This window comes from Pseudomonas sp. RGB (assembly GCF_007713445.1).
Taxonomy (GTDB): domain Bacteria; phylum Pseudomonadota; class Gammaproteobacteria; order Pseudomonadales; family Pseudomonadaceae; genus Aquipseudomonas.
The window spans coordinates 642,444-658,496 of sequence record NZ_VMSH01000002.1; the positions used below are offsets into that span (position 1 = coordinate 642,444).

A 16,053-nucleotide genomic window follows, 5' to 3' on the forward strand; every position below is an offset into this window, starting at 1 on the left:
CGAGCGGACAAATACACTCAGTCCCACTGATCACACACGAGGACTGCACCATGACCCGTAAAATCGCACTCATCACTGGCGCCAGCCGCGGCCTGGGCAAAAGCGCAGCGCTGCACCTGGCGGCACAGGGCGTCGACATCATCGGCACCTACCACAGCGCCGCAGCCGAAGCCCAAGCGGTGGTGGAACAGATTCAAGCGCTGGGTGGCCGTGCGGCCATGCTGCAACTGGATGTCAGCCAAAGCGGCACGTTCAATGACTTCGTCGGCGAGATCAGCACAGTACTCAAGGATGTTTTCGCACAGGATCACTTCAATTTTCTGATCAACAACGCCGGCATCGGCGCTCACGCCAGCTTCGCCGAAACCACTGAAGAACAGTTTGACCGCCTGGTGGCGATCCACCTCAAGGCGCCATTTTTCCTCACGCAAAAATTGCTCCCGCTGATCAGCGATGGCGGGCGCATCATCAATATCTCCAGCGGTCTGGCGCGGTTCAGCCTGCCAGGGTATTCGGCGTATGCCTCGATGAAGGGCGGGGTTGAAGTGCTGTCGCGCTACCAGGCCAAAGAGTTGGGCCCGCGCGGCATTACCGTCAACACCCTGGCCCCGGGCGCCATCGCAACCGACTTCGGCGGCGGCGCGGTGCGCGACAACAAGGACCTCAACGCAATGGTCGCCAACAACACCGCGCTGGGCCGTGCCGGTTTGCCAGACGACATCGGCGGCGCGATCTCGACCTTGCTGGCCGATGGCAGCCACTGGATCACCGGGCAACGCGTCGAAGCTTCGGGCGGCATGTTTCTGTAGGCATTGTGCGCTAGCATCAATGCCTACAAGTCACAGACAGGCAATCACCGATGAGTTTCGATCCAGGTTTGGCCGGCGGCATGGGCGTATTGGCAGCCGTGGTCGACAGCGGCAGTTTTGCCCGCGCCGCCGACAGCCTGGACATGACGCCTTCGGGGGTCAGCCGAGCGATTTCGCGGCTGGAAAAGCGCCTGGGGATTCGCCTGTTCGACCGCACCACGCGCTCGGTGCAACTGACCGACGAAGGCCGACGTTTTTATCAGCAAATCGCGCCGTTGCTGGCCGGTCTCGAAGAGGCCGCCAGCTCCGCCGCCGACAGTGCATTGACCGTACGAGGGCGCTTGCGGGTAAATATCGACCCGTACTTTTCGCGCCTGGTATTGGGCCCGGTGCTGGGCGACTTCATGCGCCGCTACCCGCAATTGCAGTTGGACTTGCACACCCGCGACCAACTCGGCGACCTGGTCGCCGACGGTTTTGACGTGGCGATTCGCTTCGGCATCCCGCAATCCTCCTCGCTGATCGCGCGCAAATTGATGCAAGTGCGCGTGCTCACCGTGGCCTCCCCCGCTTACCTTGAGCAATACGGCCGACCGGCCACGCCACAAGACTTGGAAACCGGGCATATGTGTCTGGACTTTCGCGACTCGCAGACCGGCCGCCCGTTTGCCTGGGAGTTCCACCGCAAGGGCGAGCAGGTGATCGTGCGCACCGACGGGCGCTTGGTGGTCAACGACGCCAGCACCTTGTACAGCGTGTGTGAACACGGGCACGCGGTGGCGCAAATGCTCGACCTGGGCCTGACGCCGGCGCTCAATGCCGGCAGCCTGGTGGAGTTGTTTCCCGACTGGCCGGACGAGCGTTTTCCGTTGTACGCCTACTACCCGTCGCGGCATTTGCCCGCCGCCAAGGTGCGGGCGTTTCTGGAGTTTGTCGCCTCGCTCAAGCTTGGCTGACCAGCCGGCGCTGTACGAACTTTTCCCGCAGCACGTCATAGCCCCAGTGATACACATAGGTGTACGGCAGGAAGAACAGCAGCACGCCGATGTCGAGAATAAATGCCTGCATCAGGCTGATGTTCAGCCACGCTGCGATCAACGGCACACACATCAGAATCAGGCCGCCCTCGAACATCAACGCGTGCAGCACACGCGTCCAGCCATTGTTGGCGAGTTTCCAGCGTGCCTTCAGGCGGTCGAACAGGCCGTTGAAGATCACGTTCCAGGTCAGCGCCATCAGGCTGATCGCCAGGGTGACCATGCCCATCTCCAGGGCGGGCTTGTCCATGATCCACGCCAGCAACGGGGTGCAGATCAACAACGCCAAACCTTCAAAACCAATGGCTTGGCAAACACGTTCAGTAATCGACTTGGTAGGGTTCATGGCCCGGCTCCGTGAGTGACGACGGTTGCCATGATTACCCCTTGAATCGATACTTCATAACTAATAACCATCGATCAAGGCGATAGTCATGGCCTCTCATGAAGTGCTGCAGGCGTTTGTCCAAGCGGCCACCCAAGGCTCTTTTTCCGCCGCGGCGCGCAAGTTGGGCAAGAGCCAGTCCACGGTCAGCGCGGCGGTCGCGAGTCTGGAGATTGACCTGGATGTGACGCTGTTTGATCGCAGCAGCCGCAAGCCAACGCTCACCCCGGCCGGCCACGTGTTGTTGCAACGCGCCGAGCAGGTGCTGGAGGCCAGCAGCCGCCTGGCGCTGGCGGCGAGCCAGTTGTCACAGGGCCTGGAGCCTAAGTTGACCATCGCCATGTCCGATACTTACCAGTCCGACCGCTTTGAAATCGCCCTCAAAGCGTTTGAACAGCGCTACCCGGACCTTGAGCTGGAATGCCTGATCGCCGAGTGCGAAGACTTGGTCGCTCTGGTGCAGAGCGGCCGAGCGCAGATTGCGTTTATCGAGCAACAGGACACCTACCCGCCCGACCTGACGGGCGCTCCCGTGGAAGAGCGCACCGAAATTGCGCTGTTCGTCGCGCCTTCACACCCGTTGGCCCACTTGAAAAACATCTGCGTGAACACCTTGCAGCAACATCGCGAGCTGCGCCTGGCCAGCATCATCAACCCGAATGAAATCCGTGCCACTGGGCGCGTGTGGTCGGCCCCCAGTTACCTGATGTTGATGGAAATGGCGCAGCTGGGGTTCGGCTGGGCGCCGATACCGCGCTGGCTGGTGGAGCGTTTTGGCGGCGACCACCTGGTGGAGCTCAAGGCCCGTGGTTGGCCACGTTCGGTGGCGGTGGATGCGCTGTGGTCAAGGCACCATCCGCCGGGGCCGGCGGGAAGTTGGTTGCTCGGCAAGATGTTGGAGTGATTGCCCCCAGACAACGCGTTTGCATGTGGGAGCTGGCTTGCCAGCTTCCACAGGGTTGATCCTTATTGTCTGGGGGATTTGAGTTCAGCCAGGCGCCGCTCTAAAAAGCGCTTTTCTGGGGTTTGCTGAGTGAGTGACAGGGCTTTTTCGTACGAAGCACGGGCGTGTTCGCTACGCCCCAACTGCCGACAAAACTCCCCACGCGCCGAATGTGCCCAGTGGTAATCCAGCAACTCGCCTCGCGCAAAAATCGCCTCCACTGCCTGCAGGCCTGCCAACGGCCCATCGCGCATCGCCAGCGCCACCGCGCGGTTCAACTCGATCACCGGCGACGGCACCGCCCTGAGCAACACGTCGTAGAGCCCGACAATCTGCGGCCAGTCCGTCTCCCCCGCGCTCGACGCTTCGGCGTGCACCGCCGCAATGGCGGCTTGCAGGCAATAGGGGCCAAAACGCCGTGTGCTCAACGCCTGCTCCACCAGCGCGCAGCCTTCAGCAATCAAGGACGCGTCCCACAACCCACGGTCCTGTTCATCCAGCAACACCAACTCGCCGTCGGCCGAGGTGCGCGCCGCTCGGCGTGATTCGTGCAACAGCATCAGCGCCAGCAGGCCGATGACTTCCGGCTCTGGCAGCAGCTCCACCAGCAAGCGCCCCAGCCGAATGGCTTCGCGGGTCAGGTCCTCCCGAGTAAGGTTCGCGCCCATCGACGCCGAATAGCCCTCGTTGAACACCAGGTAAACCACGCGTAACACGCTGTCCAGGCGCTCGGGCAATTCGTCGCGGGACGGCACCTGATAGGGAATCTTCGCCTCGCGAATCTTGGCCTTGGCGCGCACGATGCGTTGGGCGATGGTGGTGGGCGTGGCGAGAAAGGCGCGGGCGATTTCTTCGGTGCTGAGGGCGCAGATCTCACGCAAGGTCAGCGCCGCCTGGGCGTCAGGCGCCAGCGCCGGGTGGCAGCAGGTGAACATCAGGCGCAGGCGGTCGTCTTCCACATCGTCCTCACTCCACGCGGCCGCTTCCAGCGCGTCGGCCTGCTCCTGCAACAAGGGGGTAAAACGGGCCTGGCGGCGCAGGCGGTCGATGGCTTTGAAACGGCCGGTCGAGACCAGCCAGGCGCGTGGATTGCTCGGCACACCGTCGTGCTGCCAGCGCTCGACCGCGACGAAGAACGCCTCGTGCAGGGCTTCTTCGGCGAGGTCGAAATCACCGAGCAAACGGATCAGCGTGGCGAGCACGCGGCGTGACTCGCTGCGGTAGATCGCCTCCAGTTCAGGCGTCAATCGGGCATGCCCTGGGTCACCAGCGTCACCAGGCGATCCAGGCTCTGGCCCCAGCCGTCATGAAACCCCATGGCTTCGTGCGCCTGTTTATCGGCTTCGCTCCAGTGCATGGCGCGAGCGGTATACAGCGTCTTGCCTTCGACCTCTTCGAAGGTCACTTCGGCGGTCATGAACGGCTTGCCCGACGGCACCCAGCCTGGCGAGTAAGCATCGGTAAACACCAGCCGGCTGGGCGCCTGGATCTCCAGGAATACGCCCTGGGTCGGGTACTCGGCGCCATCCGGTGCACGCATCAGGGTGCGAAACAGGCCACCGACCCACAGGTTCATTTCGCACTCTGGCGTGGTCATGCCGTGGGGTCCCCACCATTGTTGCAACAAGGCAGGTTCGGTCCAGGCGCGAAACACACGGTTGCGCGGGGCGTCGATCAAGCGGCTGATGGACAGTTCAAATTCGGCAATTGGCGTTGTCATGGGATAAACCTCTTGTGGTTGTTGTTTTCAGAGATTCAATTCACGCACGGGGCGTACTTCCACACTGCCGACCCTGGCCGCCGGTATGCCACCGGCCACCTGGATCGCTTCGTTCAAGTCCTTGGCCTCGATCAGGTAAAACCCGGCGAGCTGCTCCTTGGTCTCGGCAAACGGCCCATCGGTGATCGACAACTTGCCCTTGCGCATGCGCACGGTGGTGGCGGTGCTCACCGACTCCAGTGGCTCGGCGGCGAGCATGCGCCCGCTGGCCTGGATGGCCTCGGCATAGGCAAAACACTCGGGGTCCGCAGGGCTGTCCGGCGAGGTGTGCAACACCTGCTCGTCGCTGTAGATCAGGCAGAGGTATTTCATGGGCGTCTCCGTTTTCGGACTACTGACTATAGTTCGTGGCGGTCAGGGTTTCAGGTCGAACAATGCGCTGCCGCTGCCCATGTCGAAGGGCGCTGACCAATGCTCATGCACCACGCGCCATTGACCCTCGATGCGCTGGTAACCGGCGGTCACCCGCATCCAGCAGGCCTTCACCACGCCATCCGGCCCGGCACCGCCGCAATGCGCCAGCCAATGGGCAAACGCACTCTCGGGTGCCTCGACGATATGCAGCTCATGGAACTCAAAAATACCGGGGCCGGGGCAGTGTTTCATGCAGTCCTCCCAATGCGTGCGGTAGGCCGCCTTGCCCTTGAATTGCAACGCGGTGACGGCGTCGAACGAGACGATATCGTCGGCGTAAAAGCTGACAATTTTGTCGATATCACGGGCCAGCACAGCCTGCTGCCATTCATCGATCAGACGGCGGATTGCAGTGCTCATGGCGATACTCCTGAGGGTGGAAAATCACGTGGGACACCCTTAGTCGAACGCGCTTTGGGTAAATCGACAGCGCGCTGAAAAATAATTTCGCCACGCGCAAACCCGCTAGAATCCACGCCTCTTTGTAGGATTTGGGATGCGCCCTGGATGGAAACCCGCCTCGTGCCCTATGAGACGCTGAGCCTTGTGCAAAAACAGCAACTCGACACCCTGCAAGTGCATCCCGAGCAACTGGCGTATTCAGGCGATATCTACTGCGCGCTGAACAGCCTGCTGGTCAATCCCAGCCCCAACGCCATCAAGGGCTTTGCCCTGCTTGCCGATGACGTGCCCGTCGCGTTCCTGCTGCTTAAACGCCCGCCCTGCCTGCCTCATTGGGCCGATGAACACAGCGCCACGCTGCATGCGTTGCAGGTTGATCGGCATCAGCAGGGCCGTGGGTTTGGCAAAGCCTGTTTGCAGGCGCTGCCGGCGGCGGCCCTGCACGCGTGGCCGCAGATCAAAGCGTTGGAGTTGTCGGTGGACGCGCAGAATGTGGCGGCGATGGGCCTGTATCTGGCGGCGGGCTGGGTCGACAGCGGCGAGGCGTATAAGGGCCGGATTGGCCATGAGCGCCGGCTGGCGTTAGTGCTTTGAAACGATAAGGAGGTGGTGAACATGCTGACAACCCTGGAACAACTCGAAACCCTCTACGGCCTCCCGCACGAGCGGGCGGTGCGCAAGGAGATCCCGTTTCTCAACGAGGATTACCAGGCCATGGTGCGGGCGTCGCCACTGGTGGTGGTCAGTTCATCCGGGCCGGAAGGCATCGATGGCTCGCCGCGCGGCGATGTGCCGGGGTTTGTGCGGATTGTGGATGAGCGCACCCTGGCGATCCCGGATCGGCCGGGCAATAACCGCCTCGATACACTGCGCAACTTGGTCCAGGACCCACGCATCGCATTGCTGTTCATCATCCCCGGAATTGGCGAGACCTTACGCGTGAATGGCCTGGCGCAGATTTGCATCGAGCCCGAGCTACTGGAGAGTTTTGCGGTGAACGGCAAGCCTGCGCGCTCGGTGATTCTGGTGCAGGTGCAAGCCGCGTATTTCCATTGCTCGAAAGCGTTTGTGCGCTCGGACTGCTGGAACCCCGAGAAGCACCTGGACCGTTCGGAATTGCCGTCGGCCGGGGCGTTTCACAAGCGGCTCAATGACGGGCAGTTTGACGCCGAGGCGTATGACCGGGAAATGCCGGAGCGGGTCAAGGCCACGCTGTATTGAAGGACCTGTGGGGCCGGAGCGCCGGCCCCTGTGAGTCATCAGGCTTTCTTTTCGATCGGCATCCAGATCTCAACGGAACCGGTGCCTTTGCGTGCATCAAAATCCGCGCTGTAGCGCTCGAAATCCGCCCCGGCCACCTTGTAGCCAGAGTGTGGCAACCACTCGAACATGATGCGCTCGTAGGTCTGCTCAAGCGCTTGCACCGGGCCGTGGTGCGCGAATACCGCGTAATGGCGGGCAGGCAATTCAACCGATTGGAAATTGCTGGGCACATCGCTTTTGGCCGGTACTTCAACGCCGGCCAGATAGTCGAACTCGCCTTGCTTGGCGTTGTAGCACACGCCGTATGTCTGGCGGTCAACGCGCTTGCTGATGTCTTTGATGTTGTTGTCGAGCACTTCCCACAACTTGGGAATGTCCCCCACGGTGGCTTTGTCGTAATGGCCCTTGAGCCCGGCAATCACCAGGGCTTTGCCCTCTTCCAGGCGTGGCTGCAACGGTAGTTTTGTCTGCTGATCCATCTGAACAGTCTCCTTCTTGTGAGGGCACAAACCCGCATCGAGTATAGGGGCATATTGACGCCTCACCCCAATCGGAAATTTTTCCTGCGCCATCTGGACAACTGGCCATCATCGACCGTATTGTCTGCCCCGCAGGCCACCGCAGTGGCCGACGTCGCTCGGACGGTTCCGGGCGCTTACGTACTCTTGAGGCAACAATGGCAGACCAAGGTTCGCCGCGCCGCTTTGCGCGCATAGATCGACTCCCCCCTTACGTTTTCAATATCACGGCCGAGCTGAAGATGGCTGCGCGTCGGCGCGGCGAAGACATCATCGACTTGAGCATGGGTAACCCTGACGGCGCCACGCCTCCACACATTGTGGAAAAAATGGTCACCGTCGCCCAGCGTGAAGACACCCACGGCTACTCCACCTCCAAAGGCATTCCGCGTCTGCGCCGGGCGATCTCGCGCTGGTACAAGGACCGCTATGAAGTGGACATCAACCCGGAAACGGAAGCCATCGTCACCATCGGCTCCAAAGAAGGCCTGGCGCACTTGATGCTCGCCACCCTCGACCAGGGCGACACCGTGCTGGTGCCCAACCCCAGCTACCCGATTCACATCTACGGTGCCGTGATTGCCGGCGCCCAGGTGCGCTCGGTGCCGCTGATTCCGGGGGTGGATTTTTTCGCTGAACTGGAACGCGCCATTCGTGGTTCGATTCCCAAGCCGAAGATGATGATCCTCGGCTTCCCGTCCAACCCCACCGCGCAGTGCGTGGAGCTGGACTTCTTCGAACGGGTGATCGCCCTGGCCAAGCAGTACGACGTACTGGTGGTGCACGACCTGGCCTACGCCGACATCGTCTACGACGGTTGGAAAGCCCCGTCGATCATGCAGGTGCCGGGCGCCAAGGACATTGCGGTGGAGTTTTTCACCCTGTCCAAGAGCTACAACATGGCCGGCTGGCGCATTGGTTTCATGGTCGGCAACCCGGAACTGGTCAACGCGCTCGCGCGCATCAAGAGCTACCACGACTACGGCACCTTCACCCCGCTGCAGGTGGCGGCGATTGCGGCGCTCGAAGGCGATCAGCAGTGCGTCAAAGACATCGCCGAGCAGTACCGCCAGCGCCGTAATGTGCTGGTCAAGGGCTTGCATGAACTGGGCTGGATGGTGGAGAACCCGAAGGCGTCGATGTACGTCTGGGCCAAGATTCCCGACGCGTATGCCGCCATGGGCTCGCTGGAATTTGCCAAGAAATTGCTGCTGGAAGCCAAGGTGTGTGTGTCGCCGGGCATCGGCTTTGGTGAGTATGGAGACGATCATGTGCGCTTTGCGCTGATCGAAAACCAGGACCGCATTCGCCAGGCAGTGCGCGGGATTCGCGGGATGTTCCGCGCGGATGGGTTGGTACCCAAAACCGGGGCATAACTCGGTCAACAATGTGGGAGGGGGCTTGCCCCCGATAGCAGAGTGTCAGTCACTGCATCGGGTGACTGGTCCACTGCCATCGGGGGCAAGCCCCCTCCCACATTTGTTTTGTGGTGAGCCTGTTACACCACCATCGACAGCAACATGATAAAGATCAGCGCCACCACCGACAGGATGGTCTCCATCGCTGTCCAGGTCTTGAACGTCTCGACCACGGTCATGTTGAAGTACTGCTTCACCAGCCAGAAACCCGCATCGTTGACGTGAGACAACACCAGTGAGCCTGCGCCCGTCGCCAACACCAGCAACTCACGGTTCACGCCTGGGATCATGCCCACCACCGGCACCACAATGCCTGCGCCGGTAATGGTTGCCACGGTCGCGGAACCAGTCGCCACGCGAATCACTGCCGCCACCAGCCACGCCAGCAAAATCGGGTTGATCTGCGCGTTCACCGCCATGTGGCCGATCACGTCACCCACGCCGCTGGTCACCAGCATCTGCTTGAAACCGCCGCCGGCGCCGATGATCAAAATGATCGCCGCGGTCGGCGCCAGGCTGGCGTCGAGCAGCTTGAGGATTTGCTTGGAATGAATGCCCTGGCGATGGCCAAAGGTGTACAGCGACAGCAGCAACGCCAGCAGCAACGCGGTGATCGGGTGACCGATCATGTCCATCCAGTTACGAATGGCGTGGCCGTCCGGCAGCGCGACGTCAGCGAAGGTTTTGAGCAGCATCAGGAACACCGGCAGCAGCACGGTGATCAGGGTGATGCTGAAGCTCGGCAGGTCTTTGGACTCCGGCTCGCGGGCCAGTTGATCGACCAGTTCCTGGGACGGGTTGCCCGGAATGTACTTGGCGATAAACGTACCGAAAATCGGCCCGGCAATAATGGCGGTCGGCAGTGCGACGATCAGGCCGTACAGGATGGTCTTGCCGATGTCGGCGCCAAACACGCCGATGGCCAGCAGCGGGCCCGGGTGCGGTGGCACCAGGCCGTGCACCGCCGAAAGGCCGGCGAGCAGCGGGATGCCGATTTTGATCAGCGACACGCCGGTGCGGCGCGCAACGATAAACACCAGCGGGATCAGCAGTACAAAACCGATCTCGAAGAACAGCGGGATGCCCACCAGAAACGCGGCGAACATCATCGCCCACTGGACTTTTTCTTTGCCGAAGGCGCGGATCAAGGTCTGTGCGATCTGATCGGCGCCGCCGGATTCGGCCATCATTTTGCCAAGCATCGTGCCCAGCGCGAGGATGATGCCGACAAAGCCGAGCACGCCGCCAAAGCCGTCCTGGAATGCCTTGATGATCTTGTCCACGGGCATGCCCGAGGTCAGGCCGAGGAAGCCGGCCGCGATGATCAGTGCAATGAACGGGTGCACCTTGAACTTGGTGATCAAAAAGATCAGCCCGATGATAGTGACCACTGCATCTAGCAGCAGGTAAGACTCGTGGGACATGCCAAACATGGGGGGTCTCTCCTGTTTGTTGTTGTTATTAAAGCGGGTGTTGAATTTCCTGCCGGGGATAGCGCTATCTTTTCCGGCAAAAAATTAATGGGTTGGTTCAAAGCCGTGTTGCAGCCACCAGGCATTGGTTTGCTCGGCCAGGTCCTCGACGCTGTCTTCGCTGGCGTTGAGCGCCAGGGTCAGCGGCTCGCCCACGGGCGATTCAAGGGTGGCGAACTGGCTGTCGATCAGGCTGGCCGGCATGAAATGGCCGGGGCGATGGGACACGCGGTCGGCGGCCACGGCACGGGTCAGCTCCAGGAACACAAAGCCCAGGCCCGGCGCGGCTTCGCGCAGGTGGTCGCGGTATTTTTTCTTCAGCGCCGAACAGGTCAGCACCGGATGCTCGCCGGCTTTGAGCGAGCGACGCAGTTCATCGCACAGGATGTCGAGCCAGCCGGCGCGGTCGTCGTCGTTGAGGGGATGGCCGGCGCTCATCTTTTCGATGTTCGCGGCGGGGTGAAAGCTGTCGCCTTCGATGGCGGTGGCGCCGTTCAGGCGGCACAGGGCTTCGCTGACGCTGGACTTGCCACAGCCAGAAACACCCATGATGACCAGGGCGGTAACAGGTTGACTCATGAAACACCTCAGGACGCAGATAGCGCTACCTTCGCACGCTGTAAGGCTAGTGCAAAAACAGGCTTTTCCCGCGCCGACTTGTCATTTTTATGGAGTGACGCGTGCATCCTCTCCGAAACCGTTGAACCGGATCAGGCAACCCTGCGTTCAAGCATTTGCAGCCTTTTGGAGACAGCGCTACCTTAGTGCCTCGATTTTTGTTTGGCAACCGCCTGATGACCTCCAAGAACGATAAAAATACCCGCACCACCGGTCGCCCGACCCTCAACGAAGTAGCCCGCCTGGCCGGCGTCAGCCCGATCACCGCCTCGCGCGCCCTGCGTGGCATCAGCACCGTGGCCACCGAGCTGGTGGAAAAAGTGCAATGGGCCGCCGCCGAACTCAACTACGTGGTCAACCCCGCCGCCCGCGCCCTGGCCTCGGCGCAAAGCCACTCGGTGGTGGTCATCGTGCCGTCGCTGTCCAACCTGCTGTTTATCGAAACCCTGGAAGCCATCCACCAAGTGCTGCGGCCCAAGGGCTTTGAAGTGCTGATCGGCAACTCTCACTATTCGCGCGACGAAGAAGAAAACCTGTTGCGCAACTACATGGCCTACCAGCCACGCGGGTTGCTGCTGACCGGCTTTGACCGCACCGAAAGCGCGCGCCGGATGGTCGAGGCCAGCAATGTGCCGTGCGTGTACATGATGGACCTGGACCCGAATGCCGGCGTGAACTGTGTGGGCTTCTCGCAACTGGCCGCGGGTGAAACGGCGGCGGCGCACTTGATCTCGCGGGGGCGCAAGCGCCTGGCCTACATCGGCGCGCAATTGGACCAGCGTACGTTGCTGCGCGGCGAAGGTTTCCGCCGCGCGCTGCAACAGGCCGGCATGTATGACCCGGCGCTGGAATTGCTGACGCCGCGCCCCTCCTCCGTGGGTTTGGGTGGCGAGCTGTTTCTGCAGTTGCTGGCGGCGCATCCGGACGTGGATGCGATTTTCTTCGGCAACGACGACCTGGCCCAGGGCGCACTGCTCGAAGCCCTGCGCCACGGCATCAACGTACCGCAGCGCGTGGCCGTGTTGGGTTTCAACGACTTGCCCGCCTCTTCTTTCATGGTGCCGCGCTTGAGCAGCATCAGCACACCGCGTGAAGCGATTGGCCGGCGTTCGGCGGAGCACCTGTTGACGATCATGGCCGGCAACAAGATCGCCAAGCCGGTGGTGGACATGGGCTTTGAGTTGCAAGTGCGCGAAAGCACCTGATTTTTGAAGGCCAAACACACTCAACGTGTGGGAGCTGACTTGCCTGCGATGGCGCAGTGTCAGGCAATGATGTGTTGACTGATTCACCGCCATCGCAGGCAAGCCAGCTCCCACCTTTTTTACCGTGCCCGCTTGAGATGTAGGACGCCTGTAGGACGCGGCTGACATTGCGGTCAGCGCCTTGCCCGGCTGCCTACGCTTACGTCAGAATCCGCCGGCTTGTGCGCTTGGGTGGTGGTCTTTAGGGTTTGACGGTCGCTGAATTTCTCGGTGACCGGGTTTAGTAGCCCGAACCTCCCAACACAATATGCACAAGCCCATTATGGCGGCTGTGCGTAGGGCGCCTTCGGGCGCGCCGGGTTTGTGTGGGATTACCGGTCTACTAACCTGCGTACAGTTGCCACCCAACTTGTTTAGTAGCGATGCGGGTGTTGGCACAAACCAGGTACTTCAACCATGCAAAGCGTCAATCCCCCGAATACGCTCTTCACCATCATCCCCGATACCCCAATCGAATCCTTGCTGATCAACAGCTACGAAACCGTGTGTTCCGTCAGCGCCTTGTTGCTCGACCTCTCCGATGACCTCACCGGCAAGCACCGCGACGTAGCCCTCGCCATTCATCAATTGAGCGAGCTATCAGTGCTCATGGTAGGCAAAGCCATGGACCAGCAAACACCGCGCACCTGACGCCCTGCTCGGTTAAACATGTGGGAGCTGGCTTGCCTGCGATGGCGGCGGGTCAGCTACACATGGGCTGACTGACCCAGCGCCTTCGCGGGCAAGCCCGCTCCCACCTTTACCGTGCCCACTTGAGGGCGGGTTAGTCTGTTTGAGCCAGCATTTTTACCAATGCCGACGCTCCTCTGTGCAACGGCTGATTTTTCAACCACACCGCATTCACCACCATCGCCAGCCCGTTCTCGATGTTCTTGAAGTTCAAGCGCCGCAAGCGCCCCGCCGCCAGCAACGGCGCCACCACCGACTGCGGGAAGTTGCCCCAGCCCAGCCCGGCTTCCACCATCTCCAGCGCCATGCCCAGGGTGTCGGTCCGCCAATAGGATTGCCCCACCAGTGGCCGACGATCGCCGAGAGGCAAGTCCCGACCGGCCACCAGAATCTGTCGCACCCGCACCAAATCTTCCAAAAATGGTTCGCCGCCCGCCTGGGGGTGTCGCGGGCTGATACAGGCCATCAGTTGCTCGCTGCCGACAAACTGAAACCGCTCCAGCACATTCACGCTCAACCCCGCATAGGCCAGGCACAGCTGCACCCGGCCGCTGTGCAGCAGCTGCAAAACGTCATCTTGCGGGGCGGTCAGCACTTCGATGTCGAGCAACGGAAATTGCTCACTGAGTTCGCCAATGGCGGCCAGCAGGCGCCGCGTATTGATGTCGGCGCCCACGCCAATCGACAGCTTGCTCTCCAGCCCCTGGGACAGCTGCAACGCATGCACCTGCAACTGTTTGAGTTGCTCGGCCATCAGCCGTGCATGGGGAATCAACGCCAGCGCCAAGTCGGTGGGCACCGGCTCGCGGTGGCTGCGATCGAACAACGGGTAACCCAGCTCGGCTTCAAGGTTGGCAATGCCCATGCTCACCGCTGAAGGCACCTTGCCCAACGCCCGCGCTGCCGCCGAAAACGAGCCGCGCTCCACCACCGCCAAGAACAACTGGACACTGTCGCTGGTAAAACTCATCGCGCCACCTATCAATAAAACTGAAATCTTCTGACTTTTAGTATCAGCCAAGCTGACGCTATGGTCTGCGCCCTCTGACGTTCCTGTCACGTAAAAAAGAGGAAGTGGTATGCAAGGCGTGAAACGCAAACTGGTGTATGTGTCGCTCTACGAGCTGATCGGCATGACCTTCTCGGCGCTCGGGCTGGCGCTGCTGTCGGGCACTCACCCCTCCAGCACAGGGCCGTTGGCGGTCGTCATCACGACCATCGCGGTCACCTGGAACTTCATTTACACCTCAATGTTCGAGCGCTGGGAAAGCCGCCAGGCCGACCGCACGCGCACCGTCAAACGCCGCATTGCCCACGCGGTCGGGTTTCAACTGACGCTGATCGTCTTCCTGATTCCGCTGATCGCCTGGTGGATGAAGGTCAGCCTGGTGCAGGCGTTTATGCTGGACCTGGCGTTGATCCTGTTCATTCCCTGCTACACGTTTGCCTTCAACTGGCTGTTCGACCGCACCTTCGGTTTGCCCGCGTCGGCGCTGCCGGCCACAACCGCGTAGCGTCGAAGGTTTACCCCTGATAGATTCCCATGGGTCATCTCCATCGTCAGGGAAGTACCATGGGACACTCACTGAAAATCCTGGGTCGCACGTCTTCCATCAACGTGCGCAAAGTGCTCTGGACCTGCCAGGAACTGGGCATCGATTACGTGCGTGAAGACTGGGGCATCGGTTTCAAACCCACCCAGTCGGCCGAATTTCTCGCCCTGAACCCCAACGCCCAGGTGCCGGTGCTGATCGACGACCACGGCGTGCTGTGGGAATCCAACACCATCTGCCGCTACCTGATAGGCCTTTACCAACGCCACGACCTGTTGCCCGCCGAGCCGGCGCCACGCGCTCGGGTCGAGCAGTGGATGGACTGGCAAGCCACCGAACTCAACCGCGCCTGGGGCAATGCGTTCACCGCCCTGGTGCGCAACAACCCGGACGGTCTCGACCCGGCGCAAATTGCCGCCGCCGTGCAGGTCTGGAATGACAAGATGGGCCTGCTGGAGCAACAGCTGGCCAAGACCGGCGCCTACGTGGCTGGCGACGAATTCACCCTCGCCGATATCCTCATCGGCCTCTCGGTGCATCGCTGGCAGAACGCCCCGATGGAGCGCCCGCCCTACCCCGCAGTGGCGGCCTACTACCAGCGCCTCAGCCAACGCCCGGGCTTTCAGACCTTCGCCCTTGGCGGTCATAACTGAAACAAGGACACCCCCGTGAAAGGACTCAACGTATTACTCACCGGCGCCTGCGGCAGAATCGGCAAGGTATTTTTCGAAGCCTCGAAAGACCGCTACCGCTTCACCCTTACTGACCGCATCGCACCGGACTTCGACCTGGGCGAGCACCGTTACATCAACGCCGACCTCAGCGACAAAGCCAGCCTGGACGGCCTGCTCAACGGCATCGACGTGATCGTGCACCTGTCCGGCATCCCCGACGCCAGTGCCGCGTTCGAGGAGCTGCTGCCCAACAACATCCTCGCCACCACCTACCTGTTTGAAGCCGCCGTGGCCGCGGACGTAACACGCCTGGTGTACGCCAGCAGCGCGCAAGCCATCGAGGGCTACCCGGTTGACCGGCAGATCACGCCCGGCATGCAGGTCATGCCCGCCAACCTCTACGGCGTGAGCAAATGCTACGGCGAGGCGCTGTGCAGCTACTACGCGGCAAAAACCGCGCTGTCGACCATTGCCCTGCGCATCGGCGCCTTCGAATCGCGCCAAGCCCCCGACCTGAACAACGCCCGCGACCTCAGCGCCTGGCTCAGCCCGCGTGACGCTGTGCAATTGCTGCAACGCTCGGTTGAAGTCCAAGGGGTCAAACACCTGATCGCCCACGGCATTTCCAATAACCGCTTCAAGCGCCTGGACCTGAGCGAAACCACACGGGTGCTGGGCTATCAGCCGGTGGACGATGCATTCCAGACCTTCGAGATGCCCATCACCTACTGACCCCTTGCGCCATAAAACCTTCAAACCTGAAGCCTTGGCGCAATAAATCGGCAATTGCGTGCCGTGGCGCACGCAATTTCACAAGCACCGGTTGACGTTAG

20 protein-coding genes are annotated in these 16,053 nt (G+C 61.4%); 11 read left to right on the forward strand and 9 right to left on the reverse strand.

Annotated features, from left to right (window positions below):
• Window positions 1–50 precede the first annotated feature (50 nt).
• Both FPT15_RS06685 and FPT15_RS06690 read left to right on the forward strand, forming a co-directional pair.
• Window positions 51–809 carry an SDR family NAD(P)-dependent oxidoreductase gene (locus tag FPT15_RS06685; protein WP_145159443.1) on the forward strand — a complete coding sequence of 253 codons (759 nt, stop codon included), beginning with the start codon at window positions 51–53 and terminating at the stop codon, window positions 807–809.
• A 50-nt stretch (window positions 810–859) separates the two neighbouring features.
• Entirely contained in the window at window positions 860–1,765 is a 906-nt protein-coding gene (locus FPT15_RS06690) for a LysR family transcriptional regulator (protein WP_145159444.1), read from the forward strand.
• Here FPT15_RS06690 and FPT15_RS06695 read toward each other — a convergent pair.
• Window positions 1,752–2,192, reverse strand: a complete 441-nt coding sequence (locus tag FPT15_RS06695; protein WP_145159446.1) for a multidrug/biocide efflux PACE transporter — start codon at window positions 2,190–2,192, stop codon at window positions 1,752–1,754. The two genes, FPT15_RS06690 and FPT15_RS06695, sit on opposite strands and share 14 nt — an antisense overlap.
• Window positions 2,193–2,280: 88 nt before the next feature.
• Between FPT15_RS06695 and FPT15_RS06700 the strand changes: the two genes are divergently transcribed.
• On the forward strand, window positions 2,281–3,135 hold the full coding sequence (locus tag FPT15_RS06700) for a LysR family transcriptional regulator (RefSeq protein WP_145159448.1): 855 nt from the start codon (window positions 2,281–2,283) through the stop codon (window positions 3,133–3,135).
• Between the two features lie 62 nt (window positions 3,136–3,197).
• Here the strand turns inward: FPT15_RS06700 and FPT15_RS06705 are convergent, their stop codons facing one another.
• Genes FPT15_RS06705 through FPT15_RS06720 form a run of 4 tightly spaced genes read right to left on the reverse strand, consistent with a single transcriptional unit; the run spans window position 3,198 to window position 5,728 of the window.
• On the reverse strand, window positions 3,198–4,421 hold the full coding sequence (locus FPT15_RS06705) for an RNA polymerase sigma factor (RefSeq protein WP_145159450.1): 1,224 nt from the start codon (window positions 4,419–4,421) through the stop codon (window positions 3,198–3,200).
• Window positions 4,418–4,894 (reverse strand): SRPBCC family protein, encoded by a 477-nt coding sequence (locus FPT15_RS06710; protein ID WP_145159452.1) that lies wholly within the window; start codon window positions 4,892–4,894, stop codon window positions 4,418–4,420. The genes FPT15_RS06705 and FPT15_RS06710 overlap by 4 nt, the downstream gene beginning before the upstream one ends.
• A gap of 27 nt (window positions 4,895–4,921) precedes the next feature.
• Window positions 4,922–5,266, reverse strand: a complete 345-nt coding sequence (locus tag FPT15_RS06715; protein WP_145159454.1) for a YciI family protein — start codon at window positions 5,264–5,266, stop codon at window positions 4,922–4,924.
• A gap of 42 nt (window positions 5,267–5,308) precedes the next feature.
• On the reverse strand, window positions 5,309–5,728 hold the full coding sequence (locus tag FPT15_RS06720; RefSeq protein ID WP_145159456.1) for a nuclear transport factor 2 family protein: 420 nt from the start codon (window positions 5,726–5,728) through the stop codon (window positions 5,309–5,311).
• Between the two features lie 147 nt (window positions 5,729–5,875).
• On the opposite strand from FPT15_RS06720, the gene FPT15_RS06725 reads away from it, so the two are divergent.
• Both FPT15_RS06725 and FPT15_RS06730 read left to right on the forward strand, forming a co-directional pair.
• On the forward strand, window positions 5,876–6,364 hold the full coding sequence (locus FPT15_RS06725) for an N-acetyltransferase (protein WP_145159458.1): 489 nt from the start codon (window positions 5,876–5,878) through the stop codon (window positions 6,362–6,364).
• A gap of 21 nt (window positions 6,365–6,385) precedes the next feature.
• Window positions 6,386–6,991, forward strand: a complete 606-nt coding sequence (locus FPT15_RS06730) for a pyridoxamine 5'-phosphate oxidase family protein (protein WP_145159460.1) — start codon at window positions 6,386–6,388, stop codon at window positions 6,989–6,991.
• Between the two features lie 38 nt (window positions 6,992–7,029).
• Here the strand turns inward: FPT15_RS06730 and FPT15_RS06735 are convergent, their stop codons facing one another.
• Complete coding sequence (locus FPT15_RS06735; protein WP_145159462.1) at window positions 7,030–7,512, reverse strand: GyrI-like domain-containing protein; 483 nt, start codon at window positions 7,510–7,512, stop codon at window positions 7,030–7,032.
• Window positions 7,513–7,709: 197 nt separating this feature from the next.
• On the opposite strand from FPT15_RS06735, the gene alaC reads away from it, so the two are divergent.
• A complete protein-coding gene (alaC, locus tag FPT15_RS06740) occupies window positions 7,710–8,927 on the forward strand; it encodes an alanine transaminase (RefSeq protein WP_145159464.1) in 1,218 nt (405 codons plus the stop codon).
• Between the two features lie 122 nt (window positions 8,928–9,049).
• Here the strand turns inward: alaC and FPT15_RS06745 are convergent, their stop codons facing one another.
• Complete coding sequence (locus FPT15_RS06745) at window positions 9,050–10,402, reverse strand: GntP family permease (RefSeq protein WP_106578477.1); 1,353 nt, start codon at window positions 10,400–10,402, stop codon at window positions 9,050–9,052.
• Window positions 10,403–10,486: 84 nt separating this feature from the next.
• A complete protein-coding gene (locus tag FPT15_RS06750; RefSeq protein ID WP_017139216.1) occupies window positions 10,487–11,020 on the reverse strand; it encodes a gluconokinase in 534 nt (177 codons plus the stop codon).
• Window positions 11,021–11,232: 212 nt separating this feature from the next.
• Here FPT15_RS06750 and FPT15_RS06755 point away from each other — a divergent pair, with 212 nt between their 5' ends.
• Window positions 11,233–12,264, forward strand: a complete 1,032-nt coding sequence (locus tag FPT15_RS06755; protein WP_178119666.1) for a LacI family DNA-binding transcriptional regulator — start codon at window positions 11,233–11,235, stop codon at window positions 12,262–12,264.
• Between the two features lie 456 nt (window positions 12,265–12,720).
• On the forward strand, window positions 12,721–12,954 hold the full coding sequence (locus FPT15_RS06760) for a DUF6124 family protein (protein WP_145159469.1): 234 nt from the start codon (window positions 12,721–12,723) through the stop codon (window positions 12,952–12,954).
• A gap of 133 nt (window positions 12,955–13,087) precedes the next feature.
• Here FPT15_RS06760 and FPT15_RS06765 read toward each other — a convergent pair whose 3' ends face one another.
• Window positions 13,088–13,963: a LysR family transcriptional regulator gene (locus tag FPT15_RS06765; protein WP_145159471.1), complete on the reverse strand. Its 876-nt coding sequence runs from the start codon at window positions 13,961–13,963 to the stop codon at window positions 13,088–13,090.
• A 109-nt stretch (window positions 13,964–14,072) separates the two neighbouring features.
• Between FPT15_RS06765 and FPT15_RS06770 the strand changes: the two genes are divergently transcribed.
• Genes FPT15_RS06770 through FPT15_RS06780 form a run of 3 tightly spaced genes read left to right on the forward strand, consistent with a single transcriptional unit; the run spans window position 14,073 to window position 15,952 of the window.
• Complete coding sequence (locus FPT15_RS06770) at window positions 14,073–14,507, forward strand: PACE efflux transporter (protein ID WP_145159473.1); 435 nt, start codon at window positions 14,073–14,075, stop codon at window positions 14,505–14,507.
• Between the two features lie 59 nt (window positions 14,508–14,566).
• Window positions 14,567–15,199: a glutathione S-transferase family protein gene (locus FPT15_RS06775; RefSeq protein WP_145159475.1), complete on the forward strand. Its 633-nt coding sequence runs from the start codon at window positions 14,567–14,569 to the stop codon at window positions 15,197–15,199.
• A gap of 15 nt (window positions 15,200–15,214) precedes the next feature.
• Complete coding sequence (locus FPT15_RS06780) at window positions 15,215–15,952, forward strand: NAD(P)-dependent oxidoreductase (protein WP_145159477.1); 738 nt, start codon at window positions 15,215–15,217, stop codon at window positions 15,950–15,952.
• The last annotated feature ends 101 nt before the right edge of the window (window positions 15,953–16,053 follow it).